This window comes from Alteromonas sp. AO-Serp (assembly GCF_017849675.1).
In the GTDB taxonomy this organism is placed as follows: domain Bacteria; phylum Pseudomonadota; class Gammaproteobacteria; order Enterobacterales; family Alteromonadaceae; genus Alteromonas; species Alteromonas macleodii.
In genome coordinates this window covers 1-25080 of the sequence record NZ_JAFLMX010000139.1, presented here as the reverse complement: position 1 = coordinate 25080, position 25080 = coordinate 1, and the positions used below count along the sequence as shown (strand labels likewise).

21 protein-coding genes and 1 other RNA gene are annotated in these 25080 nt (G+C 45.1%); 14 read left to right on the top strand and 8 right to left on the bottom strand.

Going from position 1 to position 25080, the window contains the following annotated elements; translation table 11 throughout:
- The coding region (locus tag QVA83_RS10180; protein WP_287498431.1) for a dihydrolipoyl dehydrogenase family protein at positions 1-1028 on the top strand (1028 nt) is incomplete at its 5' end.
- A 155-nt stretch (positions 1029-1183) separates the two neighbouring features.
- Here QVA83_RS10180 and QVA83_RS10175 read toward each other — a convergent pair.
- Positions 1184-2266, bottom strand: a complete 1083-nt coding sequence (locus QVA83_RS10175) for a LysR family transcriptional regulator (protein ID WP_014950393.1) — start codon at positions 2264-2266, stop codon at positions 1184-1186.
- A gap of 404 nt (positions 2267-2670) precedes the next feature.
- On the opposite strand from QVA83_RS10175, the gene QVA83_RS10170 reads away from it, so the two are divergent.
- The 7 genes from QVA83_RS10170 to QVA83_RS10140 all read left to right on the top strand — a co-directional run bounded on the left by QVA83_RS10170 (position 2671) and on the right by QVA83_RS10140 (position 11280).
- Positions 2671-3948: an efflux RND transporter periplasmic adaptor subunit gene (locus QVA83_RS10170; RefSeq protein WP_014950392.1), complete on the top strand. Its 1278-nt coding sequence runs from the start codon at positions 2671-2673 to the stop codon at positions 3946-3948.
- A complete protein-coding gene (locus QVA83_RS10165; RefSeq protein ID WP_014977213.1) occupies positions 3948-7070 on the top strand; it encodes an efflux RND transporter permease subunit in 3123 nt (1040 codons plus the stop codon). Before QVA83_RS10170 ends, QVA83_RS10165 begins: the two co-directional genes overlap by 1 nt.
- Before the next feature lie 163 nt (positions 7071-7233).
- Complete coding sequence (locus tag QVA83_RS10160) at positions 7234-7944, top strand: SIMPL domain-containing protein (RefSeq protein ID WP_069944744.1); 711 nt, start codon at positions 7234-7236, stop codon at positions 7942-7944.
- A gap of 271 nt (positions 7945-8215) precedes the next feature.
- Positions 8216-8506, top strand: a complete 291-nt coding sequence (locus QVA83_RS10155) for a DUF1289 domain-containing protein (protein ID WP_039228189.1) — start codon at positions 8216-8218, stop codon at positions 8504-8506.
- 40 nt (positions 8507-8546) lie between these two features.
- Positions 8547-9371 (top strand): HDOD domain-containing protein, encoded by an 825-nt coding sequence (locus tag QVA83_RS10150; RefSeq protein ID WP_039228021.1) that lies wholly within the window; start codon positions 8547-8549, stop codon positions 9369-9371.
- 133 nt (positions 9372-9504) lie between these two features.
- Positions 9505-10308, top strand: a complete 804-nt coding sequence (locus QVA83_RS10145; protein WP_014950388.1) for a DUF481 domain-containing protein — start codon at positions 9505-9507, stop codon at positions 10306-10308.
- Positions 10309-10521: 213 nt separating this feature from the next.
- Positions 10522-11280, top strand: a complete 759-nt coding sequence (locus tag QVA83_RS10140) for a DUF481 domain-containing protein (protein WP_014950387.1) — start codon at positions 10522-10524, stop codon at positions 11278-11280.
- Positions 11281-11406: 126 nt separating this feature from the next.
- On the opposite strand, the gene serA is transcribed toward QVA83_RS10140, so the two are convergent.
- The 3 genes from serA to QVA83_RS10125 all read right to left on the bottom strand — a co-directional run bounded on the left by serA (position 11407) and on the right by QVA83_RS10125 (position 14351).
- Positions 11407-12636 carry a phosphoglycerate dehydrogenase gene (gene serA / locus QVA83_RS10135; protein ID WP_014980012.1) on the bottom strand — a complete coding sequence of 410 codons (1230 nt, stop codon included), beginning with the start codon at positions 12634-12636 and terminating at the stop codon, positions 11407-11409.
- Positions 12637-12983: 347 nt separating this feature from the next.
- The gene (rpiA, locus tag QVA83_RS10130) at positions 12984-13640 is read right to left on the bottom strand and encodes a ribose-5-phosphate isomerase RpiA (protein WP_014950385.1); all 657 of its coding nucleotides are present in this window, start codon (positions 13638-13640) and stop codon (positions 12984-12986) included.
- A 90-nt stretch (positions 13641-13730) separates the two neighbouring features.
- Complete coding sequence (locus QVA83_RS10125; RefSeq protein ID WP_156078726.1) at positions 13731-14351, bottom strand: 5-formyltetrahydrofolate cyclo-ligase; 621 nt, start codon at positions 14349-14351, stop codon at positions 13731-13733.
- Here QVA83_RS10125 and QVA83_RS10120 point away from each other — a divergent pair.
- Positions 14350-14580: a hypothetical protein gene (locus QVA83_RS10120; RefSeq protein WP_014977206.1), complete on the top strand. Its 231-nt coding sequence runs from the start codon at positions 14350-14352 to the stop codon at positions 14578-14580. The two genes, QVA83_RS10125 and QVA83_RS10120, sit on opposite strands and share 2 nt — an antisense overlap.
- Positions 14581-14651: 71 nt before the next feature.
- On the opposite strand, the gene QVA83_RS10115 is transcribed toward QVA83_RS10120, so the two are convergent.
- The 4 genes from QVA83_RS10115 to ssrS all read right to left on the bottom strand — a co-directional run bounded on the left by QVA83_RS10115 (position 14652) and on the right by ssrS (position 18411).
- Positions 14652-16280, bottom strand: coding sequence for a hybrid sensor histidine kinase/response regulator (locus QVA83_RS10115; protein ID WP_156078725.1), 1629 nt, complete (start codon positions 16278-16280; stop codon positions 14652-14654).
- Between the two features lie 66 nt (positions 16281-16346).
- Positions 16347-17288 carry a nucleoside hydrolase gene (locus tag QVA83_RS10110; protein ID WP_014980008.1) on the bottom strand — a complete coding sequence of 314 codons (942 nt, stop codon included), beginning with the start codon at positions 17286-17288 and terminating at the stop codon, positions 16347-16349.
- Positions 17289-17310: 22 nt separating this feature from the next.
- Positions 17311-18207, bottom strand: coding sequence for a ribokinase (locus tag QVA83_RS10105; RefSeq protein WP_014950380.1), 897 nt, complete (start codon positions 18205-18207; stop codon positions 17311-17313).
- Positions 18208-18228: 21 nt separating this feature from the next.
- Positions 18229-18411, bottom strand: a non-coding RNA gene (gene ssrS / locus QVA83_RS10100) — 6S RNA.
- Between the two features lie 594 nt (positions 18412-19005).
- Between ssrS and QVA83_RS10095 the strand changes: the two genes are divergently transcribed.
- From QVA83_RS10095 to QVA83_RS10075, 5 genes are all read left to right on the top strand, one after another.
- Positions 19006-19572: a UPF0149 family protein gene (locus QVA83_RS10095; RefSeq protein ID WP_039228193.1), complete on the top strand. Its 567-nt coding sequence runs from the start codon at positions 19006-19008 to the stop codon at positions 19570-19572.
- 76 nt (positions 19573-19648) lie between these two features.
- Entirely contained in the window at positions 19649-20968 is a 1320-nt protein-coding gene (gene pepP / locus QVA83_RS10090) for a Xaa-Pro aminopeptidase (protein WP_075176917.1), read from the top strand.
- 192 nt (positions 20969-21160) lie between these two features.
- A complete protein-coding gene (locus QVA83_RS10085) occupies positions 21161-22507 on the top strand; it encodes an FAD-dependent monooxygenase (RefSeq protein ID WP_156078724.1) in 1347 nt (448 codons plus the stop codon).
- The gene (locus QVA83_RS10080; protein WP_287498430.1) at positions 22494-23666 is read left to right on the top strand and encodes an FAD-dependent monooxygenase; all 1173 of its coding nucleotides are present in this window, start codon (positions 22494-22496) and stop codon (positions 23664-23666) included. Before QVA83_RS10085 ends, QVA83_RS10080 begins: the two co-directional genes overlap by 14 nt.
- A 443-nt stretch (positions 23667-24109) precedes the next feature.
- The coding region (locus QVA83_RS10075) for a M28 family peptidase (protein WP_502711462.1) at positions 24110-25080 on the top strand (971 nt) is incomplete at its 3' end.

Below are 25080 nucleotides of genomic sequence, written 5' to 3'. Positions count from 1 at the left end.
TTACTACTATTACTTTCGAAAAAGCGATTATCGCTGCGGGTTCTGAGCCAGTAAGCCTACCGTTCATCCCAGAAGATGACCGTGTAATCGACTCAACTGGCGCACTGGAAATGAAAGACATTCCAGAGAAAATGCTAGTACTAGGCGGTGGTATCATCGGTCTAGAAATGGGTACTGTGTACGAAGCACTTGGCTCGAACATTGATGTAGTTGAATTCTTAGATCAGCTAATTCCAGCAGCTGACAAAGACATCATGAAAGTGTTCATGAAAGACTACAAAGACAAGTTTAACATCATGCTTGAAACCAAAGTGACTGCGGTTGAAGCAAAAGACGATGGCTTGTACGTAACATTTGAAGGTAAGAACGCACCTGCTGAGCCAGTGCGCTACGACAAAGTACTTGTTGCTGTTGGTCGTAAGCCAAACGGTAAGCTAGTTGGCGCAGATGCAGCTGGCGTAAACGTTGACGAGCGTGGCTTCATCAACGTTGATAAGCAAATGCGTACTAACGTTGACCACATCTTCGCAATCGGTGACCTTGTAGGTCAGCCAATGCTTGCGCACAAAGCGGTTCACGAAGGTCACGTTGCTGCAGAAGTTATTGCTGGACAGAAGCATTACTTCGACCCACGTGCTATTCCTTCAGTAGCGTACACTGAGCCAGAAGTTGCTTGGGTTGGTCTAACTGAAAAAGAAGCGAAAGAGCAGGGCGTAAGCTATGAAACAGCAACGTTCCCATGGGCTGCTTCAGGCCGTGCAATTGCATCTGATGCAACTAACGGTATGACTAAGATGATTTTCGAAAAAGAAACGGGCCGCGTAATCGGTGGTGCTATGGTAGGTACCAACGCGGGCGAAATGCTTGGCGAAATCGGCCTAGCTATTGAGATGGGTGCTGACGCTGAAGACGTAGCATTGACTATCCACGCTCACCCAACGCTTAACGAATCAATTGGTCTTGCGTCTGAAATCTTCGAAGGAAGTATTACTGACCTGCCAAACCCGAAAGCAAAGAAAAAGAAGTAAATTAGCTTCTTTGTTCGAACTACGAAAAAACCGCTCTTTGAGCGGTTTTTTATTAGGGCTTTGAATGTTTTAGAACCACTTTACCTGCGATAGCACAACGTAATGACGAACATGTTAAGTCTCGCCGAGTGTGTAGTTATCTAAGCAGGCTAGTATTAAGCTGTTTCTTTTCCAACCGCTACGGTGTCGCGTTCTTCGTCCATTTCATCGTTGCTGGGCGTTTTCAAATGCGCTGGCGTGAATTCTTCACAGTCCATATTGCGCTGGTCCATAAAGCGCTTAACCGTTTCGGCGCAATAGGCTTTTCTACAGCATTGAGAGAGCAGCATTTCATGACGTTGTACACGCTCGCGAATAAATCTAACCACGAGACCTCTAAGCCACTGTAAGCCCGCGTCTTGATCCTGACGTTTGTGCCACATTACAGACAGCGGAGAGCTGACAATTTCTATTGGCGTTTCAAATACCGCCAATTCCCCTGAGAAAATTTCTTTTTCCATTACCAAAGATGGTGCTACACAAATAAGGTTGCTCTCTTTTAATAACGGTGTAGCGTTATAAAACTGGTTTACTGACATTGCCACGCGGCGCTTAAGGCCTAAATTCGCCAGCACCTGATCTGTAGGGCCAGTCACATCACCCGTAACAGAAACTAGAAGGTGGTCAGCCGCAACAAAGTCTTCTAAGGTCAATTGAGATTTTGCTAATGGATGATCGGGGCGCATTACCACAACCCAGCTTGGATCGAGAACATGTTCGGCACGAATAACAGAGCCAGGCTCCTGATATTTTGAGAAAGTGAGCTCTGCTTCAGCATCTTTGAGTATTTTATCGGTTTCCATGTCGTAATTAGGAATGGCATGGATGTTAATACCAGGCGCTTCATTCTCAATAACTTTGCGTAGCGGCCCCCACACCATAGAAACGATGCTGTCAGTTGCAGCTATACGAAAGGTACGCTTAGCTGTTGCAGGGTTAAAGTCAGTTGGGTTAACGGCGACTTCGAGCTCGCCTAAAGGGCCCTGAATCTGGCTCCATAAATTTTTAGCAAATGAGGTAGGTTGAATACCGCGGCCGTCTTTAACGAACAGTTCATCTTTCCAAGCTGTGCGCATACGAGAAAGTGCGTTAGATACCGCAGGTTGCGTCATCGACAGCCTGTCAGCTGCGCGGGTAATTGCACCCTCAGTCATGATGGCATCAAAAATCATCAATAAATTTAAATCATGTGGACGCATGGTTGTCTCCGGTGTCTATTGCGGACAGTCTACTTTCACCTATCGAACAATGAAAAAAGCTGCCGTTTACTTCGTTTTTGGCTATGTAATTTAACTGACATAGTTTAGTTATAGGTTATAGCTAAAAGCATTTATTTTCCAAATGAATGCGACGAACGACACTGGTACACTATACCGCTGTAACCGTTGATTTCTCTGAGCTCTCGCTTTTTATACGGTTATTCTCATTTTCTCTGCGAAACCATTCTTCTAAATTTTTAAAAGCAGTTGTCTCTGTCAGCCCGATCTTCAATATATAACATCATGTGATGTGTTGCATATAAAAAGATAATTATTTTTATTGTTGGTGGCGATGCATAATACACAGCATCAAACTTTAGTTTAATTTTTAAGAGAATCTTGCAATGAAAACTTTTACCCGTTTATTGGCAATAGTAAGCCTAACTGCGCTTGTCGCTGCATGCGGTGGTGACGAGCAGGATCCAAGCCAATCAATGAGCGCTGGCGCAAATGCTGGTGTTCCTGTTGATGTGGCAACGGTAGTGTCTCAGCGTTTAACCGAGTGGGATAATTTTACAGGTCGTTTAGAGTCTCCGCAAATTGTTGCGCTTCGCCCACGCGTGTCGGGCTATATTGACTTTGTTGCATTTGACGAAGGCGAATATGTCGAACAAGGGCAAACTCTATTCTTAATTGATAACCGCACGTTTAAAGCAGAAGTTGATCGATTGACTGCACAGCTTGAAGAAGCCAAAAGTCGCGTTCAGTTGGCTGAGCAAAACTATAGCCGTGCTTTTAAACTTCGTAAAACCCAGGCGGTTTCTGAAGAAGTTCTTGATGCCCGTTTAGCTGAGAAAAACCAAGCGCTTGCAAGCTTAAACCAAACGCAAGCCGCACTTGAAGTAGCGCGCCTAAATCGAGGCTTTGCTCGTGTTGAAGCACCTATTTCTGGACGTATTTCTCGCGCAAACATCACTGAAGGTAACTTTGTTACCGCAGGACAAACAGAGTTGACTCGCATCGTATCAACCGACCGTTTATATGCGTATTTCGATATTGATGAGCAGACCTACCTAAACTATCTAACCGATAAATCAGCGGCTTCAACAGCAGTGAGCGAGCAGCCAGTAGCGATGCGCCTTGCTAACGAGTCTGATTATAACCACTGGGGTCAAATTGATTTCATCGACAACCAGGTTAACGGTAGCACCGGCACACTTCGCGTTCGCGCCGTATTTAATAACGAAGAAGGTCGTTTAATTCCGGGATTATTTGCACACTTAAAATTGGCAGGTGACACCGATGAACAGGGCATTCTTATTAAAGAAAAAGCTATCGGCACAGATCTTAATAATAAGTTTGTACTGGTTGTAAACGACGAAAGTAAAGTGGAATACCGTGCGGTTAAGCTAGGCGACAAAGTGGGCAGCATGCGCATCATCACAAGCGGCTTGAATGTAAACGACACCATTGTGGTTGATGGCTTACAGCGCGTTCGCCCTGGTGCCCAAGTTGCCGCTAACGAAGTGCCTATGGGTGATGAAGATGCTTTGGCAAACTTATCTAGCTGGCAGTCACGTGTTGATAATGCAACACAAGTAACCCAAAACATGGCGCAGTATGAGGATGTTTTATCTGGTGGTTCATTTGCCACAGGTACAGCAACAGCAGGTCTTAAGTAATGAACATTTCGCAGTTTTTCATTAGCCGCCCGATTTTTGCGGGCGTGCTTTCCCTACTTATTTTTATAGGTGGTGCAATTGCTGTCTGGCAACTACCTATCACTGAATACCCAGAAGTAGTGCCGCCTACCGTGGTGGTAACTGCGAATTATCCCGGTGCAAACCCAGAAGTTATCGCCGAAACAGTTGCAACGCCGCTAGAGCAAGAAATTAACGGTGTTGAAAACATGCTGTATATGTCATCACAGGCAACCAGTGATGGCCGTATGACACTAACAATTACGTTTGCCATTGGTACGGATCCAGATGAAGCCACAACGCTGGTACAAAACCGTGTAAATCGCGCGACACCGCGTTTACCTCAAGAAGTGCAGCGCTTAGGTGTGGTAACTGAAAAATCGTCGCCAGATTTAACCATGGTAGTGCACCTGACGTCGCCTGATAATCGTTATGACATGCTTTATCTTTCAAACTATGCTGATCAGTTTGTTAAAGACGAGCTAGCGCGAATCAATGGCGTTGGGCAAGTGCGCCTGTTCGGTGCTGGTGAATTCAGCATGCGAGTATGGTTAGACCCTAACAAACTGGCTGCGCTCCAGTTAAACCCTGGCGATGTGGCAGCAGCTATTGCCGACCAAAACCAGCAAGCGGCGGCAGGTAGCCTTGGTGCACAGCCTACGGGTACCAGCGAATTTCAGCTGCTTATCAATGTGCGCGGCCGTTTAAAAGATGAAGCCGAATTTGAAAATATTATTGTTAAGTCGGGTGAGAATGGTGAAATAACCCGTCTTAAAGACGTTGCGCGTATCGAACTAGGTTCAGAGTTTTATGCACTGCGTTCACTTATTAACAATAACCCTGCGGCAGCGGTGCCGGTTTTCCAAGCACCAGGCTCTAATGCAATCCAAATTTCAGATGACGTTCGCGCTCGTATGGCGGAACTGTCTAAGGCGTTCCCTGAAGGCCTTGAATACGAAATTGCCTACGACCCTACTGTATTTGTTCGCGGTTCGATTGAAGCGGTAATTAGTACACTTCTTGAAGCTGTATTGTTAGTTGTACTTGTTGTTGTACTGTTCTTACAAACATGGCGTGCGTCTATTATTCCACTCGTTGCAGTACCTATTTCACTTGTGGGAACGTTCGCCTTTATGCAGCTAATGGGCTTCTCGCTTAATGCACTGTCGTTGTTTGGTCTTGTTTTGGCAATCGGTATTGTTGTGGACGACGCCATCGTTGTTGTCGAAAACGTAGAGCGTAATATTTCTGAAGGCAAAGCGCCGTTTGAAGCCACCGTACAGGCAATGAAAGAAGTAACCGGTCCTATTATTGCCACAACCTTGGTACTTGCTGCGGTATTCGTACCTACTGCTTTCATGAGCGGTCTTACCGGGCAGTTCTATAAGCAGTTTGCCCTAACAATTACTATCTCTACGGTAATTTCTGCAATTAACTCGTTAACGCTTAGCCCTGCGTTATCTGCATTGCTGTTGAAACCTCACGGTAAAGCGAATGACTGGTTAACCCGTTTAATGGATAAAGTGTTTGGCCGCTTTGTATTTTCACCGTTTAACCGTTTCTTTGACCGTAATTCAAAGCGCTACACTGGTGCTGTGGGTGGGCTTATCCGTAAGAGCAGTATCATCATGGTGCTTTACGCGGGTCTGTTAGGGCTCACTTACTTCCAGTTCGCCAATACACCAACAGGCTACGTTCCGCCGCAAGATAAGCAGTATTTGGTCGCCTTTGCTCAACTGCCTAATGCAGCAAGCTTAGACAGAACTGAAGAGGTGATCCGTGAAATGTCTCGTATTGCTATGGAACACCCTGGTGTTGAAGATGCAATTGCATTCCCTGGCTTGAATATTAACGGGTTTACCAATAGTCCAAGCTCAGGCGTGTTGTTTGCAACGCTGACTGACTTTGATAAAAGAACGACGCCTGATCTATCTGGTGGCGCCATTGCTGCACAGCTTAACCAGAACTTTGGGTCTATAAAAGGTGCCTTTGTGGCAATATTCCCGCCGCCACCAGTAATGGGGTTAGGCACGATTGGTGGTTTCCGTTTACAGGTCGAAGACAGAGGGAACCTAGGCTTTGAAGAACTTGAGCGCGTCACGCAAGAAGTGATTGGCAAAGCGTGGGCACACCCAGCGCTTACCGATGCATTCACTAGCTTCACTGTTGCTGTACCTCAGCTCGATGTGGATGTAGACCGTGAAAAAGCGGTAAGCCAAGGTGTGAACATCGATACCTTGTTTACCACCATGCAGGGCTACTTAGGTTCGTTGTACGTGAACGACTTCAACTTGTTCGGTAGAACTTACCAAGTAAATGTACAAGCTGATGCCCAATACCGTCAGGATATTGAGAACATTACGCAGTTCAAAGTGCGTAATGCACAAGGTGAGATGATCCCGCTTGGCTCATTCTTGAACATTGAGCACAGTGCAGGCCCTGACCGTGTTATGCACTATAACGGATACGTCACCGCTGAAATAAACGGTGCAGCAGCGCCAGGCTATTCGTCTGACCAAGCGAAGGCAGCAATTGAAGAAATACTGGCTGAAACGTTACCACTTGGCATGACTTACGAGTGGACTGAGATCACCTATCAGCAAATATTAGCGGGTAATGCATCAGCGTTTGTATTCCCATTAGTTGTGCTTTTGGTGTTCTTAGTACTGGCTGCACAATACGAAAGCCTGCGTTTGCCACTGGCAATCATATTGATTGTTCCCATGACCTTGCTGAGCGCGCTTATTGGTGTGCAAGTTTATGGCGGCGACAACAATATTTTTACCCAAATAGGTTTGATTGTACTGGTTGGCCTTGCAACGAAGAACGCCATTCTTATTGTCGAGTTTGCAAAAGAGCTACAAGACAAGGGGATGGACGCGCTTTCAGCCATTAAAGAAGCAAGTCGCTTACGTCTTCGTCCAATACTAATGACGTCCATTGCTTTCATCATGGGTGTACTGCCAATGGCGGTATCAACCGGTGCCGGCTCTGAAATGCGTCAGGCCATGGGTGTGGCAGTATTCTCAGGCATGATTGGTGTTACCGTATTTGGACTTATCTTAACTCCGGTATTTTATTACCTGATACAGCGTAAAGGTTAACTCTCCCGTCTACCCAAGCGTTGCCCTCTTAAGGGGCTCTTTAGGCCACTCATTTGAGTGGCCTTTTTTTTGCCACCATTGGTCAGCTTTTATCTCGTTTTGTGAAACCGAAAAGCTTATATTCGCTTGTATCCTGTTGAAAACAGAAAGAATGGAGTTTCGAATGAAAATAGGTGCGGCGATAGTAATGGCGATGGGCATGGTGGTTGCTGTGTCTTTGCTTGGTGTTCAGGTATCTTCTGCCATGAACGATATGCAAACGTGGGATAGAGTAGTAACTGTAAAAGGATTGTCAGAGCGAGAATACATTGCTGATCAGGTTATTTGGCCTATTCAATTTGTCGACGCGGGCAATGACTTACCTCAACTGTATGACCATATTGAAAAGAATAGCCTTCAGGTAGCTAACTTTTTAGAAGAGAAGGGCATTTCAGCAGAAAGCATTACTATTGGAAAGCCAGAAATAAATGACAAATTGGCACAACAATATGGAAGTAGTGAAAAAGCGCCATTTCGCTACAGTGCCATTCAAACCGTTACTGTCTTTTCAAATGATGTTGAAAAGGTGCGAGCGCTTATGCAGCAAATTGGGGAGTTAATTAAAACTGGTATTGTATTATCAGACCAAAGCTACCGCGCTCAGCCCGACTATGTATTTACCCGCTTAAACGAAGTAAAGCCGGAAATGATTGAAGAAGCTACGCTCAATGCGAGAGAGGTTGCGGAAAAATTTGCCAAAGATTCAAAAAGTACTTTGGGCAAAATTAAGCGCGCTAACCAAGGGCAGTTCAGTATTTCTAGTCGCGACAGTCATCATCCACATATAAAGAAAGTGCGCGTGGTTTCTACTATCGAATACACACTTATCGACTAGCGCATCAGGCTTTCGAACATGGTATAGCAGTCAACAGGCCGTATTTCGTGCTATGCTTTGTCATATCGAAAAGGCCTGCGAGTCGAATTGCTTAGTTTTGAAGCAGCGTGGCTTAGATGATTGGAATGCCTTACTGCTAATGTCTAGTGGCTAGATGTTGGAGTATGCGTTTTAATTTATATTGATAAAGCTAAAGCGTGGCCACTGTTGCTTGCTTGAAAATGCAGCCCTAGTGGTATTCGTTTCACCTTTTGAAGGTTATGCCACTGACATGACGGAACAAAAATCACAATCCCAACAGCTGGAGTTTTTTGAAATTCCAAGCCCATGCATTGGTGTGTGTGAGTCAGGTCCAAGGGGGTTCTGTAAAGGGTGCTATCGAAGTCGCGACGAGCGCCTGTACTGGCTTAAGGTTGATGATGCAACTAAACGTAAAATAATCAGCGCCTGTGCTCGGCGCAAAAAAGCGGTGCTGACGCGCGCTCGCAAGCAACAGCAAAAAGAGCTGGGGGAATCAATTGGGCAGTTCACGCTGTTTGATGATCCGCCAAGTTCAGAATAAGCGGCCTTGAGTTTGTAAAAAGTAGACTGAGAGTTTCTAGATGTCGTTAGATAAGTATGTTTCGTATGCCGCGAAATCATTTACGTTACCGGATATTTGCGTGCGCCTGCGTTCAACATTAGACGATCCCCGTTCCAGCGCCGAGGATATTGGCGAGCTTATAAGTGCTGATCCCTCTCTTACCGCGAAGGTACTAAGGCTGGCGAATAGCTCGCTGTTTCGGTTTCCTTCTCAAGTAGAATCTGTTGCCAAAGCAATCAGTGTGATTGGAGGCGAAGCCCTGTATAACTTGGTAATTGCAGAAACTGCCAGCACAGCATTTAAACGCTTTGATACTAAGTTAATAAATTTAGACAAACATTGGTATGCATCAGTGTATTGCGGCATGGTGGCCAAAAGTCTTGCGATGAGACTTAACGTGCGCGGAGCAGAACGCTTCTTTGTAATGGGTATATTGCAAAACTTAAGTGAACTGGTCGTGGCCAAGAAAGAAACTAAACGCTATCAGTCATACCTGAATGCTGAGACGAACGGGTTACCGCACGTTAATCAGTTGGAGCATTTCGGTTTTACGTTTGCTCAATGCAGCGGTATCATACTAGAAAATTGGCACTTACCTATTGGGTTGTACTATCCGGTAACGTTCATGAATGATGAAGCTAAACATAAATCTGATGTAGATATCTGCGTCCTGTGTTTAGCAAATCGAATTACGGTAAGTCAGTTAAATAAAGAAAGTTACGCTGACATTGAACTTTTTACCCCTGAGATAGCCAATACAGTAAGTCTCAACATGGAAGTGATAAGTAATTCAATTGAATACGCCGAACAAGAAACGGCAAAAATTGTGTCGCTTATTCACTGAGCTTTCGGTGCAACAACTCCGTTACTTTACTGATAATTAGCAAAATGTAGTAAAGCTCATCCAGAGGATTGGTATAACAAGCGTCGTACTAAGACGTAATCTAAAAACTATAAAGCTCAACGTAAATCAGATTATGTTCAAAAAAATCTTCCGGCCAAGCATTGTTGTTGGCATTGTTTGTTGCTGCGTGTGTGTGCACGCAAGTGCGAGGGATCTTATACAAACCCTCTATCACGCAGACTTCACGCCCGACACCGATGACGAAATTCCTCGTTTTACGCTAGACGGTGAACTAGGTGTACTTGTAAACACCGGAAACACCTCAGCTGCCAGTGTGAAAGCCGCGGTCAATGCGGACCATGAAACAGAAAATTGGAGCAGTATCTACTTCGCAGAGTTGCTCTATAAAGAAAGCGGTACGCCAACAACAGAGCGGGACATCAGCGCCCAGCGCTTTTTCACTAGCGCGCAGTTCGACTATAAACTAATGACGCCTGGTCGCCGTCTTTTTATGTACGGTGATTACGAAGACGATCAATTTACCGGTTACGATCACCGTGCTTCGCTGGCAGCGGGCTGGTCTCAGCGCCTCTGGCGCAGTGAAGACAGTGAGTTTCGCTATAGCATTGGTCCTGGCTACAGTTTTATTGAAGCTGAAGAAGATAATGAAAGCGTAGTCAACGATGGCATCATTGTAAGAGCGTCCGCCGAATACAAATACCACTGGAGCTCAGGCGCCAAGTTAAGGCAGTTTGTTAGCACTGAGGCGGGTGAAGAAAATATGAAATCGCGCTCAGAAACTTCGCTTTCAGCCAACGTATTCGGTTCACTGGCGATGAAGTTATCCTTCATACTAAACCATGAAACAGACACCGCCGAAGATGTCGCAGCCTTAAGCACAGAGACCTCCGTGGCGCTGGTCTATCAGTTTTTTTAGTCAATTAGTGTAAATTAACGGGTTATCTTTGGCTTTTTACCGTGTTCGCATTGACTGAGAGCTTTGAAAATGTACACTGCGCACCGTTGTTTGCAGTGCTTGCCGCCTCGCGGCACTGTCTAGCAGATCTCTTTAAAAACTCGTGTTGTACCGCCTTGCAGTTCAAAAGGTATCGAGTACAACGAATGGACCGATAATCAATAGGATTGTTCAATGAAAAAGCAAGTGCTTGCATCTTTAGTTGCAATTTCTCTTTCTCCAGCCGCTTTCGCTCAGGACGATGAAGTTAAGCCTTTTACAATGGAAGGCGAACTAGGTTTTATTTCGACTTCAGGTAACACTGAAACCACGTCAATCAGTGCGGGTATACAGGCTCACCAAGAGCTTGAAAAATGGAGTAACGACTACGTTTTAAAAGGTCTGTACAAACAGGAAACTGTTCAACAAGAAAATGATGCAGGCGAGCAAGAAGATATCGAGTTTACTTCTGCACAGAAGTTCTTTGGTTCAGCCCAGGGTAACTACAAACTAGAAAATCCTGATAACCGTTTATTCGGCTTCGCTTCATATGAAGACGACCGCTTTAGTAACTTTAATTACCAATCAACTATTGCGGCGGGTTGGAACCAAAAAGTACTTGAGAACAAGCGCCACACCCTTGAATATTCAATTGGTCCTGGTTACTCATTCATCGAAACTCAGGATGGCGAGGATCTTGACAGCGTAATCGTTCGTGCGTCATCAGCTTATTCTTGGAAAATTTCAGATACCGCTAAATTTACGCAAACAGTGAGTACCGAAGTGGGTTCTGACAACACGAAATCTCGTGCTGAGTCTGCACTTACAGCTACAATCAGCGGTAACCTTTCAATGCGTCTTTCTTTCAAGCTTGATCACAACACCAATGTTGACGACGACGTTGAAAAACTAGACACAGAAACTGCAGTTAGCTTAGTTTACAACTTCTTCTAAGCCTACCTTATATGCTCAGCGCACCGAAGTAGGGCTGCGCACTTCAACGCATTGAAGTAAAATCACAGGCATAAAAAAACGCTGCACATTGTGCAGCGTTTTTATTTAGTCTTAAAACAACTCTTCTTAGTGAAGAATACGTGTCTTAATTGTGCCATCAATTTGCTGAAGCTCTGCAAGTGCCTCATAACCACGGTCTTCTTTAACATCAACTACTACATAACCAATTTCTGCGTTCGTTTGTAGGTACTGGGCTTCGATGTTGATGCCTTTTTCTGCAAACGCTTGGTTAATCTGAGTAAGAATACCTGGCTGGTTTTTGTGTACGTGAAGTAGGCGTGAACGACCAGTATGTTCTGGCAGTGACACTTCAGGGAAGTTAACGGCTGACAGCGTTGAACCGTTGTCGCTGTACTTCGCGAGTTTACCCGCCACTTCAATACCAATATTTTCTTGCGCTTCTTGCGTGCTGCCGCCCACATGCGGGGTCAGAATGACATTATCGAACGCGCGAAGCGGCGACTCGAATTCTTCAGTATTAGATTTAGGCTCAACCGGGAATACATCAATAGCAGCGCCGTTTAGTTGGCCGCTTTCCAATGCCTTCGCAAGCGCATCGATATCTACCACAGTACCGCGAGACGCGTTAATCAAAATGCTGCCTTTCTTCATTTGAGACAGTTCTTTTTCACCAATCATATCTTGAGTTTGTGGTGTTTCAGGAACGTGAAGTGAAACAACGTCAGAGGTATTAAGCAGCTTTTCAAGCGATTTTACTTGGGCAGAATTACCTAGCACAAGCTTGTCTTCGATATCGAAAAACTGAACGCGCATACCTAGGTGTTCAGCAAGAATACTCAGTTGTGTGCCTATATGACCATACCCAATGATACCAAGTGTCTTACCACGGGCTTCATATGAGCCGACTGCCGTTTTTTCCCACTCACCGCGGTGAGCCTTGGCATTTTTACTCGGCACCTGGCGAAGTAAAAGGATAATTTGGCCAAGTACAAGTTCTGCAACCGAACGAGTGTTAGAAAATGGCGCGTTAAACACGGGAATGCCGCGGCGTTGGGTGGCTTCAAGATCAACTTGGTTGGTGCCAATACAGAAACAACCGATAGCCACAAGCTTTTGTGCTGCTTCAACTACCTTCTCTGTAATTTGAGTACGCGAGCGAATACCAACAAAGTGGGCGTCTTTAATTTTCTCAATTAACTCGTCTTCAGGAAGAGAGGTTTTGAGAAATTCAATGTTGCTATACCCATTGCTTTTTAGTGTCTCCAAAGCACTTTGGTGAACACCTTCCAACAACAAAATTCGGATCTTATCCTTCTCTAATGAAACTTTGCTCATGAACTCGCTATCTCTCACTGATGTAATTTTGGTTTGCTTGCACCGCCAATCCAAGACTCTCAGAAACCTGCCATTATTAAACACAAGGCTGCGTATAACCTGCGCTGCGACGACATCGCTTTGCAACTCTGAAAGCCTTGCTTGGGCATTATTGCTACCAAGCTTTTATAATCACGTTGATTGCTTTCGTTATTAAGGAATTGGCCTTAACTAACGTAAAAGTTAAGACGCTTAGTGAACTTATTTAAGGACATCTAGACGTCTAAACGGAAACTAACAGAAAACGCGTTAAGTTGAAAGTAGTATTTTGTATAGCTTTTCACCGCACTATACGTCTTACTCAGTTATCACTTAAAGGTTTCAACACCACTATCTGTAGCACTTAGCACTATGTCCGCGCCTCGTAGTGCGAAAATGCCGTTCGTTACCACGCCAGGAATATTATTTATTTTTTGTTCTAGCTCACGAGGATTCAGAATCTCAAGGTTGTGAACATCTAAAATAACGTTGCCGTTATCGGTGACAACACCTTGTCTATATTCAGGATCGCCACCAAGCTTTACTAGCTCTCGTGCTACGAAAGAACGAGCCATGGGAATAACTTCAACGGGAAGGGGGAACGAGCCCAACACAGGAACGCGCTTGCTTTCATCAACAATACACACAAACGTGGTCGCCGCACCGGCTACAATTTTCTCGCGAGTGAGTGCTGCGCCTCCGCCTTTAATCATATGCTTGTGTTCGGTCACTTCATCGGCACCGTCGATATAAACCGATAGATTGCTGACTTCGTTTAACTCGAATACCTCAATGCCTAAGGCTTTTAAACGCTCGGTAGAGGCTTCTGAACTTGATACTGCACCTTCAATTTTGTGCTTAATTTTACCGAGTTCTTCAATAAAGAAATTTACGGTAGAACCTGTGCCCACACCGACAATGCTGTCTGCTTCAACATATTCGATGGCTGCTTTGGCTACGGCTTGTTTTTTTGCGTTCTGATCCATGGTCATTCTCCGACTTATTGTGTTCGCAAGTGTAACTTATAAGCGCACGTGAACCCACAAGTTCGTATGTTCAATTTGTTATAATGACTATCACGGCTTAGTGAATTGCAGTGTGCGCGAGGGCGTCACGATGGCATCAAGGGGGACATCCCATGGTGCAACGGGCAGAGCATCTACTTCTTGAATGTCGTGGGCAATACCCACTAACTTGGGCGCTTTACTACCCGAAAATGAATGTGAATCTGGCGCGCGTTGGGTAAAACTCAAAGTTCGGTCGTAGTAGCCGCCCCCCATACCCAGGCGATTGCCGTTTACATCAAACCCTACAAGCGGCATAAGAATAACGTCGCATTGCCTAACAGGAACGACGTTTTCACACGACAATACTGGCTCTTCAATGTTGTACTTATTCTTCACCAATTGAGAGTGCTGGGTATAAGACAAAAATAACAAATGTCCTTTACATACGGGGTGTAATACAGGTAGAGCGAATTTTTTATCATGTAAAGACTGCCAAATAGACTCGATAAAATAGGTTAAATTGACCTCGCCATCGTTAACCAAATATCCGGCTATGGTCGTGCTGTTATCAAGAAAGGGCAGTGTACGTAGTCGTGAAGCAATGCGCTTAGCGGCATCCGTATGTTGCTGGTTAGTTAACCCTCGGCGTGCCTCGCGAAGCTTTTTTCTAAGCTGAGCGCGGGCCTGCATGTCTTCTTTAGAAACGCTTGTTTGTATGGTTTGCGACGGCGCAATCTGCGTTGGTTTCATTGCTAAAGCTGGTGCTGAAGCCGTTTCCGTTGAATTAACCTTGTTAGACGTCAACGATCTAGAAGTGCCGCTTCCTGAAGATGAGGGGGACATGGTAGAGGAGTTCTCCTGTCTTACAATTGAGTTAGCTTATACTACCACGGCTGTTAAAAAAGGTTTGTTGGGCTAGGTAAAGATGACTCAGGAAAAATTACTGTGGTAAAACTACTTAGATAAAGCTCCTTAATAAAACGAATAGATTCATTGGTCTGGATGCCCTAAATAGTGATTGAGCACACGCACCAATTCGCTACTATCTATGGGTTTAGTGAGTACGTCATCAAGACCTTGTTTTCGCAAATATTCAGGCTGGGTAATGACATCGGCCGTCAATGCAACAATAGGCAAGTTTGGCTTAAACCCCTTTATTTTTACTGTTGCTTCATCGCCTTGAATACCTGGCAAATTAAGATCCATAAGAACTAAGTCGACGGGATTAGATTTGGCGTATTCAACGCCTTCCTCGCCAGTGCTTACCACAGAAAGCGACACGCCCAGTTTTTCAAACAAAGTTTGAATAACCACTTGGTTTATATAGTGGTCTTCAACTACCAATACATTTACTGAGTTATCTATGTTTACTTGGGCAACAAAGCTACGCGGTTGTGCCTCAACGAACTGGTTTGCGCTTAGGGCGTCGGCAGGTAAGGTCACACTTATTCGGGTACCGTGATTCAACTTACTACTAACTTTAATAGACCCGTCCATGAGCTCGACAAGGCGCTTCGATATATTCAAGCCTAAGCCGGTTCCACTTATCTGACGGGCGTTTTCCATTCGCTCGAAAGGTGTAAAAAGCCGTTTTTGATCGTCATCGCTCATACCAATGCCTTGATCAATGACATTAAATATTACCTTGCCGCTTTTGTATTTTACCTGCGCTTTTACTGACTTGCCGTGATTAGTGAACTTAATCGCATTCGACAGTAAGTTAAGCGCTACTTGACCAAATTTGGTGTCATCGAAAAACAACGAGTCGGGCACAGCGTCATCAATACTGGTGCTAAATACGATACCGCTGTCTTCAGCGCGGATCTTAGTAAGCGAAAATAAGTGGGTGAAAAAGTCTTTGGTATTCACCGCGCGTGGCATCACACGCATTTTCCCCGCTTCTATCTGCTTTATATCTAAAACAGAATTTACTATTTCTAAAAGCCTTTCACCGCTTTGGCTTACATGAGAAAGCGGGGTGGTAAATGACGAGGGCAAATTTAACTTTTGGGCTTCGCCTTCAAGCAACTGACTAAACGTATTTATGGCATTAAGCGGTGTTCTAATTTCGTGGCTTACGTAAGAAAGAAAGTCAGACTTGAATTGACTGGTGCGCTCAAGCTCTCGGTTTTTCCGCTTTAACTCTAAATGTGCTACTACCGACTTACTTAAGGTTTGGAGCGAGGCTTTTTGTGTTTCGGTTAGCTTGCGTGGTTTGCTATCAATGGCGCACAGCGTGCCAATTGCATGGCCAGACGGGGTAATCAGTGGTGCGCCGGCGTAAAACCGAATATCAGGCGCGCCAGTCACCAGCGGGTTATCGTGAAACCGGGGGTCTAACGTAGCGTTAGGTATTTCAAACACATCGCTTTGCAAAATAGCATGTGAGCAAAACGCGATGTCTCGTGATGTTTCTTCTGCGTCTAAACCAACTCTTGATTTAAACCATTGGCGGTTTGGATCAATGAGGCTGATAAGCGCAATAGGGGTTTCACAAATTTGAGAGGCCAGGGCTGTAAGGTCATCAAAGAGTTGTTCAGCTTCAGTATCAAGTACGTCGTAGCTGAGCAGTTCGGCAAGACGTTCATCTTCATTTTGAGGGAGGGGCGCCGCTTTCATAACCGTTGAGTTTAAACCTAGCTTTAAATAAAAAAGGGATTGTGTATTAACAATCCCTTAAACATATCATAGAGCGTAGGTGTCTATGAATAGTTGTTCCAGCTTTTTGTGGTCAACTTTAGTCGCTACCTTTATGGTATTTGCTTCATTCCATAGTGGACTCGGTGTTGTACCTTTAGGCGCAACCACGGTTTGCCCTCTATCTAGTGTCCCTGTTCCAACTCGAACGTGACCTTCAGTCAGTTCAAATAACTCAGGGTGGCGAAGGTGGGCAATCGGGAATGCATCGTGGAAGAAACACACGCGATCTTCACGGTTTTGCGAGTAGAAATCCATGTAGAACTGGGCGCTTTCTTTCACAAAACCACCAAGGGTATTGTTTTTCTCTTCAAGCTTTTCAACAAAGGCTGGCGAGAACGGCGTGAAGTTTGTTACGTCCAAACCAAACATGGTCAGCTCCCAGTCTGCTGCGAAAACGATTTCTGCTGCATGTGCATCGTTCCAAATGTTCGCTTCAGCTACCGGCGTAACGTTACCTGGTACAAACGCTGCACCACCCATTATGCTAACGCCTTTTACCAACTTAGGAAGTTCTGGCTCAAGACGAAGTGCAAGGGCCAAGTTACCTAGTGGGCCAATAGCAACAATGGTGATTTCACCAGGGTATTTACGTGCCATATCAACGATAAACTGCGCAGAGCTGCGTGGGTCAAGCTCGGTTTTAGGCGCTTCAGGTTTGATATGACCGAAGCCGTGCTCACCGTGTACGAAGTGTGCGTACGTTGACTCTGGGCCAACCCATGGCATGCCAACACCTTTAGTTACAGGAATATCTTTACCTGCAATTTCGCAAAGTGTCAGTGCGTTTTGCGCTGCCATTGTTACTGGAACGTTACCGTAAACGGTCGTTAAGCCAAGTACTTCAATGTCTGGAGACTGAAAGGCGAAAAAGATCGCCATTGCATCATCAATCCCCGGATCCGTATCTAATATGATCTTATGTGCCATCAATTTATCTCAGTGCGTCTTGCTAGTTGGCGTGTTTCGCTAAGAAACGATCCACTTCTTTTTGTGTTGGAATACTCTGCGCTGCGCCCTCGCGTGTTACCGCAATGGCTGAAGCTGCACACCCGCGACGCAATGCTTGTTTAGCATCGGTGTGGTTGCTGTATGCAGACAGGAAATAACCGATAAAGGTGTCACCGGCTGCGGTGGTATCTACCGCGTCTACAGAGAATGCTTTTACTTCTACAACATCGTTTTTGCGCAGCATCATTACACCTGCTTTACCCAGTGTAATAATAACTTCGCTGTGTGACCACTGCTCTTTGAACACTGTCACAATATCTTCAAGTTCTTCTTTACCGGTGATCGCAGCAGCTTCGGTTTCATTTACAATAAGTAAATCTACACAGTCTAACGGAAGCTGTTTAACCGACTCGCTCATAGGCGCTGGGTTAAAGGCTACTTTAAGCTGCTTTTCTTTCGCTTGGCGAAGTACTTCTTCAATGCTGCTTGTTTCATTTTGGGTTAGTACCCAATCTGAAGGACGCGTATCGTCTAACGCTTGCATTACGGTTTTTGCGGTAATGGTTTGGTTAGCACCACCAAATAATACAATGGCGTTTTCACCGCTAGGCGTGACTTGGATAATCGCGTGACCTGAAGGAACTTCTGAGCACTTTACGCCACGACAATCAACACCCTTCTTAATAAGAGCTTGTTTAAATGAGGCGTCGTTTTCGTGAATGCTGCCGACGTGTCTTACGTCTGCACCTGCTTGCGCTAAAGCAATAGACTGGTTTGCACCCTTACCACCTAATAAGGTTTGATAATGGGTAGAGGCCAACGTCTCACCAGGTTGTACAAAGTGATCTACCTGATAAACGTGGTCAATATTTATAGAGCCAAAATTTATTATTGCCATTTCTTCTTCCGTCGAAAGAGGGCGCTTCCCAGAATGCCGCTGTCCATGTTTCGCCCGTGAACCGAAAAGTTCAGGGCGGAAGTATCACAATTGCCGTAGGCTTCTCGATACGCGTCGAGCTTGCACAATAGCAGTTGTTTCAACTTCCTTGGTTTAAAGCATCGGCCAGGGACATGAATGAACTAGCAAACATCCCAGGAAACATTGTTGTTGTATTAACGCAACAGGGTATAACAAACGCGAGATCCAGTGAAGAGGATCACCTAAAGCGCTTTATAACTATTTTGCGTGGTGATTATAAAAGCGGTAAAAAAATATTACTTTTCTTGACCAATTGGTCAGCAATTATACACGCATATAAGAGAAGCTCAATAATAACCAATCAGCTATTCAGGCATTAAAGGCTAATGAACGTTGTCACGCTGTTGCTAAAGGAATTCCGTATCCAACACCAGCGATCTTAGATGAATTCTGACGATGTTGCTAGCCGTCCGGCAACGAATTTAGCTAAATAGCCGCAAATTAAATATCGTTTGAACAGTGAGTAAACAACGTTTAAGTACCGTTGTGTAAAGTGTGTACGACACAGTGTTATTAGACCTTGAATGTACTTTTGCTGTTTGTTCAAAGTTAGAGCAGTGGCAGGGCAAAATGAGGCGTTACACATTGATTTTTGCTAGTATTAACTCCATCAAGAGATGACAGTGACGTAAGTCGCCGCCAAAATAGACGGTAATTAAACGCTTTATAAAAGTGGCGCCTGTATCTCAAACTATTCAAAACAAAAGAGAACAATTCGTGGAAAAACAGCTCGATTACGATAGCGTAAGTAATAAATTGTCTCAGCAAGGCGTAATTGTTGATGCTGCAGAAGTGCATGGCATCCTGTGCGGTATGCTTTGCGGAGGCATGTCGCTTACCGACCAAAAATGGCTAGAAGCGTTAAGTGAAACCATTAATCAGGGTGATGCGTTTAGCGACCCTACCCAGCACCTTTTAAATAGCCTTTTCAATCAAACCTGTCAGCAGCTTCTTGAGCCTGAATTCGCGCTCAATTTGTTACTTCCTGATGATCAAGCACCTATCAACGATCGCGGGGCTGCACTAATAAACTGGGTGCAAGGTTTCATGCTTGGGTTTGGTCTACACCAGCAAGACCTTATGCAATGTTCTGACGACGTAAAAGAAGCGCTTGAAGACTTTTCAGATATTTCACGTATGGAAGAGCCAATGGACGCGGACGAAGAGTCTGAAAAGGCGCTGTTAGAGGTTGAAGAATACGTGAAAATTTCAGCAATTTTATGCTTCAGCGAACTGGGCCAATCACTTCTAGATGATCAACAAGACACGCCATCCGTACACTAGTAATTAACTGAAGATATTAAAAGTGGCCGTAAGTCGCCACTTGTTTTAACGAGATTTTTTTAGGGTTTTCTCTTTTATGATTAGTGCGCAAGAGTTTATCGCAAGGCAGGACCGACTGCTTGCACAGTGCGAGCCGAATAGTGTGTGTATTGTGCCTGCAGCAGGTATGGTAACCCGAAGTCGCGATACCGAATATACGTTCAGGCAAGATAGCGACTTTTGGTATCTGACAGGATTTGAAGAGCCTAATGCTTGGTTGATATTGTCTAACCACCCTCGTTACGGTGAAAGTTATCGTGCAATGGTGGTACAAGAGAAAGATAAGAGTGCAGAGATTTGGCACGGCAAACGGTTAGGAGCCGAAGCTGCACTTGCCCGATTTAGTCTAGATGAAGCGTTTGAGTTGCAAGAACTTGAAGAAGCGCTGTTAGCGTCAATTCAAGGTCAAGACAACGTGTACTTTTCGTTGGGTCACAAGAAAGACAATGACCTGTTATTTTCTGAAGCGCTAAACACCTTGCGCGATGCGCCTAAAGAATCACTGGCACCAAGGGCGATTCACGACTTACAGCCTATTTTACACGAAATGCGTTTATTCAAATCAGCGTGTGAAGTGGCCATGATGAAAGCGGCGGGTGAGATAAGCGCACGTGCGCACAAGCGAGCTATGCAGTTCGCCGCGCCTGGTTGTTACGAGTACCAGCTAGAAGCTGAAATTCACCATGAATTTGCGATGGCGGGAGCCCGTTCACCTGCTTATAGCACTATTGTTGGAAGCGGCGACAATGCGTGTATTTTGCATTACACGCAAAATAACGCGCAGGTAAATGACGGTGACTTGATCTTGATCGATGCAGGTGCTGAATATCAAGGTTATGCTGCGGATATCACGCGAACGTTTCCTGCAAATGGAAAGTTCACGCATGCTCAGCGCGAAATTTACACCGTTGTATTAAAAGCGCAAAAAAGCGTGCTAGATATGTTAGCGCCCGGCGTTACCCTGTCACAAGCCATGTTACATAGCGTAGAAATTATTACTCAAGGTTTAGTTGACCTTGGCGTTCTTGAAGGTAGTGTGGCAGAAAACCTTGAAAATGAAACGTGGCGTCAGTTTTACATGCATGGTTTAGGGCACTATTTAGGTCTAGATGTGCATGATGTAGGCAATTACAAAATTGACGGTGAAGACCGTCCGTTAAAGCCTGGCATGGTGATCACTGTTGAGCCCGGCATTTACATTAGCCAAGACAGCAACGTGCCGGAAAAATACAAAGGCATTGGTGTAAGAATTGAAGATGATGTGGTGATTACTGCGACGGGTGTCGATATTCTTACCGCAGATGTGCCAAAAGACATTGATGAGATTGAAGCACTTATGGCTGAAAGCAGAGACTAGTTGTCAAAATTTGCTAGGTTTACCAAGGTTTGAAAAACTGCGATAAGTGTGAAATACGGAACTTTGGTTTAAGTTACCGGTTTAAACTACCAGTTTAAATTACGCTAAAAACTAGCCTTTAATATAAAGAAAAAATCTCAGAATTAACGCTTTTAATAATTATAGCCTCTGGGCGACAGGAAAATAAAAACAGTGGAATCGGCAGCAGCGGTTGATGTAGTAATTATTGGTGGTGGTATTGTCGGTACTGTATTAGCCAAAGCACTCGCAGAGAAAGTATCTCCTGCAAACAGCTCTGGCTTATCTGTCACCCTAATTGATGCGGCTGACCCAGAGCAAACCAGCAAAAGCTTAGTCGACTTCAACCCTTTTACCGACACCCGAGTGATTGCCTTGGCAAGACGTACTGTTGAAGAACTGTCTCACATGGGGCTAAACCTTGATGATGTAGCTAAGCAGCACAACGGTGAGTTACCTCCTCAAATCAAGCATATTGAGGTTAGCGACAAAGGGCACTTGGGGCTTTTAAACCTTCAAAGCAGTGACTACCACATTGACGCGTTTGGCCAGGTGGTGAGCTTAAGCGCACTAACGCGATTGGCGGCAGGTGCAACCTCAAGCTACCAATATATCGCACCTGCCAAGGTAACGAACGTAAAACAGCAGTGCAATTTTGTAGAGGTGCAGCTAGATAATGGGCAATCGCTTACCACAAAGTTGCTGGTACTGGCCGATGGCGGTCGCTCAGGATTAGCTGACCAGGTTGGCATTTCAAAAACAGTCAATGATTATCATCAAACGGCCATTGTCTTTAACGTTCACACTCAGCTCCCTCATGAAAACAGAGCTTACGAGCGTTTCACCCAAAATGGCCCGTTAGCGTTCCTGCCTTTCGACAGTGAAATCGATGATATCAAGGCTAGTGGAAACGGCTTTTCAGTTGTATGGACCGTAGATACTGACGCCGCAAAGTCGTTAATGGCATTAAATCAACGCGCATTTATCAAGGCCCTACAGGAAGCATTTGGCTATCGACAGGGCAAAGTACTGAGAGTCAGTGAGTTGGCAAGTTACCCGTTAGCGCTTACTAAAGCCCAGCAAGTTGCTAGTCATCGCACAGTGGTGGTAGGCAATGCGGCACAGGCGCTACATCCTATTGCAGGGCAAGGCTTCAATCTAGGCTTACGCGACTTAAGTACTTTAGTGTCTGTGCTGCAAGTGTCAGCGGAAAAGCACGGCGAGCATAATTCATATGAAGAGAAAAACGATACAATCGCATCCGCTAATTTCGATGCAGGCGCTTTTAGTATTACTCAGCATTACGCCAATTCGCGTAAGAATGACAGGGATAACACGATAGCCCTGACCGATACGCTAGTTCGCACCTTTTCAAACCAGTATTTTCCAACGGTAATTGGGCGCAATGTGTCGTTATTGGCATTAAGCATGATGCCCCAGGCGAAAAAAGCGTTTGTTAAACACACGACGGGCTATGGCGAAACACCACTAAGAAAAAGAGATAACAATGCAGCATGTTGATATAGCGATAGTGGGCGGCGGAATTGTAGGGCTAACCCTTGCAGCGGCGCTTAAACACAGTGAATTGAGCATAGCAATAGTCGATAAAGCGGCGTGTTATCAGACTCTGGACGAGAAGCCAACGGCGAGAGTGAGTGCCATAAACCAAGCTAATATTAAAGCGCTTCAACAGTTTGACGTGTGGTCGCATTTGCAGCAAGACCGCGCCAACCCTTACACCGACATGCATGTGTGGGACAAAGATAGTTTTGGCGACATTCACTTTTCATGCGATGAAATGGGCAGTGATGCGCTTGGCGTGATTGTAGAGAATCAGGCTTTAGTCAATGCACTGACTAAATCTGTGAAAGCGCAGCCTAATGTGGAGTTGATCACCGCGGGTATTGATAGAGTATTAGCTGGCCCAAACCAAACCATGCTGATGCTTGATAATGATGACGTGCTAAGCTGCAGGTTATTAGTAGGCGCCGATGGCGCAAATTCGTTTGTGAGAAAGCAAGCTGGCTTGCCAATTACATTTAAAGACTACGAGCATACGGCGATTGTCGCTAATATCAAAACGGTAGAGCCGCATAATAATGTGGCGAGACAAGCGTTCACACCCACGGGACCGCTCGCGCTACTGCCTATGTCTGAGCCAAATGTATGTTCTATTGTATGGTCGCAAACGCCAGAGCAAGCGAACTTATTAATGGCATTGGATGACGCTGCGTTCTGTAATGCGTTAACTGCGGCTAGTAATAGCGTTCTTGGCACTATTTCGCTTGAAACTAAGCGCGCCGCTTTCCCGTTGACCATGCGTTATGCACGCCAGTGGGCGAAAGACGGTGTGGTGCTGGTAGGCGATGCAGCGCATACCATTCACCCGCTTGCAGGGCAGGGCGCTAACTTGGGAATGCAAGATGCGCTCGCATTGGCGGAAACCCTAAATGACTTAAAGGTGTCGGGCAAAGACATAGGTTTGTACAAGCACTTACGCAGCTACGAACGAAGCCGTAAAACAGAAGCCACGAAAATGATTGCCGCAATGGACGGCTTTAAATTCTTATTCGACGGCGACGACCCCCTCAAAAAGTTGGTCAGAGGAATTGGCCTCTCAGCCACAGACAAACTCAGCACCATTAAAAACGCCTTCGTCAGCCACGCCATGGGCCTATAAATCCAAAAAAATGGGGTCAGAGTACATTTAAATAATGGGGTCAGAGTACATTATTGGCTTTCCCTATTCAAAACCGAATAAATGTACTCTGACCCCATTATTGAAGCTTGGAAGTGTACTTTTTCACACATCATAGAAAACAGGCGGCAAAGCTTTCTAATTATCTATCTCGCTCTAAAAGCAAAGAAATGTACTCTGACCCCATTCTTGTGGTTTAGTCGTTTCGGCGTTGAGATAGTCAGCGGTACAGGATACTCTTCGGTATCCTTTTTTATTTGTACCAATGGCTTATGTTTACTTATCTTTGCAAACCTTATCGCGCCTTTTCCTTTGTCTGCGCTGCTTCCGTACTTACTTCTACTTTAATGACTGGTTCGGCGAATGCCGAAGTACCTGCTTCTAATTTAGCCTCGGTTGAATCGTCGGCGACAACAAACAGCAAAATGATGACGCTGAGTAATGCCTCCATCGATTTGGACGTTTATCGTCAGCACGTTAAAACACTGGCAAGCGATGAGTTTGAAGGGCGAGGGCCTTTATCGAAAGGGGAAGAGAAAACAGTCGATTACTTGGTAACCCAATACAAAAAGCTAGGGTTGAAGCCAGCCTTTGGCGATAGCTACACCCAAGCTGTGCCTTTAGCTAAAATAACGCCTAAGAACATTTCATCGTTAAAAATAGGCGGGCTTGATTTTAGCGCAGGCAGCGAGTTTACCGCCCGTACTCAGCGCATTGTTAATGACTACTCACTTACCAATAGTGATGTAATTTTTGTGGGTTATGGCATTAATGCCCCAGAGTACAATTGGAATGATTACGCCGGCCTTGATGTTAAAGGAAAAACCGTTGTAATGCTGGTAAACGACCCGGGTTTCGCTTCTAAAGATCCAGAGCTTTTTCAGGGCAACGCAATGACTTATTACGGTCGCTGGACATATAAGTACGAAGAAGCAGCCAGGCAGGGGGCAGAAGCGGTTTTCATTATTCATGAAACTATGCCTGCGGGTTACGGGTGGGGCGTAGTCGAAAACTCAAATTCCAATACCAAATTCAGTTTAGTCGACGACAACAACAATGCTTCACAAGTCGGTGTAATGGGTTGGCTTCATTTAAATGCCGCAAGACAGCTATTTGAAAAAGTGGGTATGGATTATGGCGAGCTTAAAGACAAAGCTTCAAAGCCAGGATTTATGCCCATCGCGCTAAACACAAAAGCATCATTGGGCTTCACCAATACTATTGAGCGTGCCGAGTCGCAAAATGTTGCAGGCATTTTAGAAGGTACAGATAAGCCAGAAGAATGGGTAATGCTTCACGCTCACTGGGACCACCTAGGCAAAGTTGAGAAAAACGGCCAAACCACTATTTACAATGGTGCGGTAGACAACGCGTCAGGCGTAGCAGGTGTGCTTAC

What these genes read in the sequence shown, in the direction of transcription:
- QVA83_RS10175 (WP_014950393.1), bottom strand. Translation starts at nt 2,266, where the DNA reads ATGCGTCCACATGATTTAAATTTATTGATGATTTTTGATGCCATCATG.
- QVA83_RS10170 (WP_014950392.1), top strand. Translation starts at nt 2,671, where the DNA reads ATGAAAACTTTTACCCGTTTATTGGCAATAGTAAGCCTAACTGCGCTT.
- QVA83_RS10165 (WP_014977213.1), top strand. Translation starts at nt 3,948, where the DNA reads ATGAACATTTCGCAGTTTTTCATTAGCCGCCCGATTTTTGCGGGCGTG.
- QVA83_RS10160 (WP_069944744.1), top strand. Translation starts at nt 7,234, where the DNA reads ATGAAAATAGGTGCGGCGATAGTAATGGCGATGGGCATGGTGGTTGCT.
- QVA83_RS10155 (WP_039228189.1), top strand. Translation starts at nt 8,216, where the DNA reads ATGACGGAACAAAAATCACAATCCCAACAGCTGGAGTTTTTTGAAATT.
- QVA83_RS10150 (WP_039228021.1), top strand. Translation starts at nt 8,547, where the DNA reads ATGTCGTTAGATAAGTATGTTTCGTATGCCGCGAAATCATTTACGTTA.
- QVA83_RS10145 (WP_014950388.1), top strand. Translation starts at nt 9,505, where the DNA reads ATGTTCAAAAAAATCTTCCGGCCAAGCATTGTTGTTGGCATTGTTTGT.
- QVA83_RS10140 (WP_014950387.1), top strand. Translation starts at nt 10,522, where the DNA reads ATGAAAAAGCAAGTGCTTGCATCTTTAGTTGCAATTTCTCTTTCTCCA.
- serA (WP_014980012.1), bottom strand. Translation starts at nt 12,636, where the DNA reads ATGAGCAAAGTTTCATTAGAGAAGGATAAGATCCGAATTTTGTTGTTG.
- rpiA (WP_014950385.1), bottom strand. Translation starts at nt 13,640, where the DNA reads ATGGATCAGAACGCAAAAAAACAAGCCGTAGCCAAAGCAGCCATCGAA.
- QVA83_RS10120 (WP_014977206.1), top strand. Translation starts at nt 14,350, where the DNA reads ATGTCTTCTTTAGAAACGCTTGTTTGTATGGTTTGCGACGGCGCAATC.
- QVA83_RS10125 (WP_156078726.1), bottom strand. Translation starts at nt 14,351, where the DNA reads ATGCAGGCCCGCGCTCAGCTTAGAAAAAAGCTTCGCGAGGCACGCCGA.
- QVA83_RS10115 (WP_156078725.1), bottom strand. Translation starts at nt 16,280, where the DNA reads ATGAAAGCGGCGCCCCTCCCTCAAAATGAAGATGAACGTCTTGCCGAA.
- QVA83_RS10110 (WP_014980008.1), bottom strand. Translation starts at nt 17,288, where the DNA reads ATGGCACATAAGATCATATTAGATACGGATCCGGGGATTGATGATGCA.
- QVA83_RS10105 (WP_014950380.1), bottom strand. Translation starts at nt 18,207, where the DNA reads ATGGCAATAATAAATTTTGGCTCTATAAATATTGACCACGTTTATCAG.
- pepP (WP_075176917.1), top strand. Translation starts at nt 19,649, where the DNA reads ATGATTAGTGCGCAAGAGTTTATCGCAAGGCAGGACCGACTGCTTGCA.
- QVA83_RS10080 (WP_287498430.1), top strand. Translation starts at nt 22,494, where the DNA reads ATGCAGCATGTTGATATAGCGATAGTGGGCGGCGGAATTGTAGGGCTA.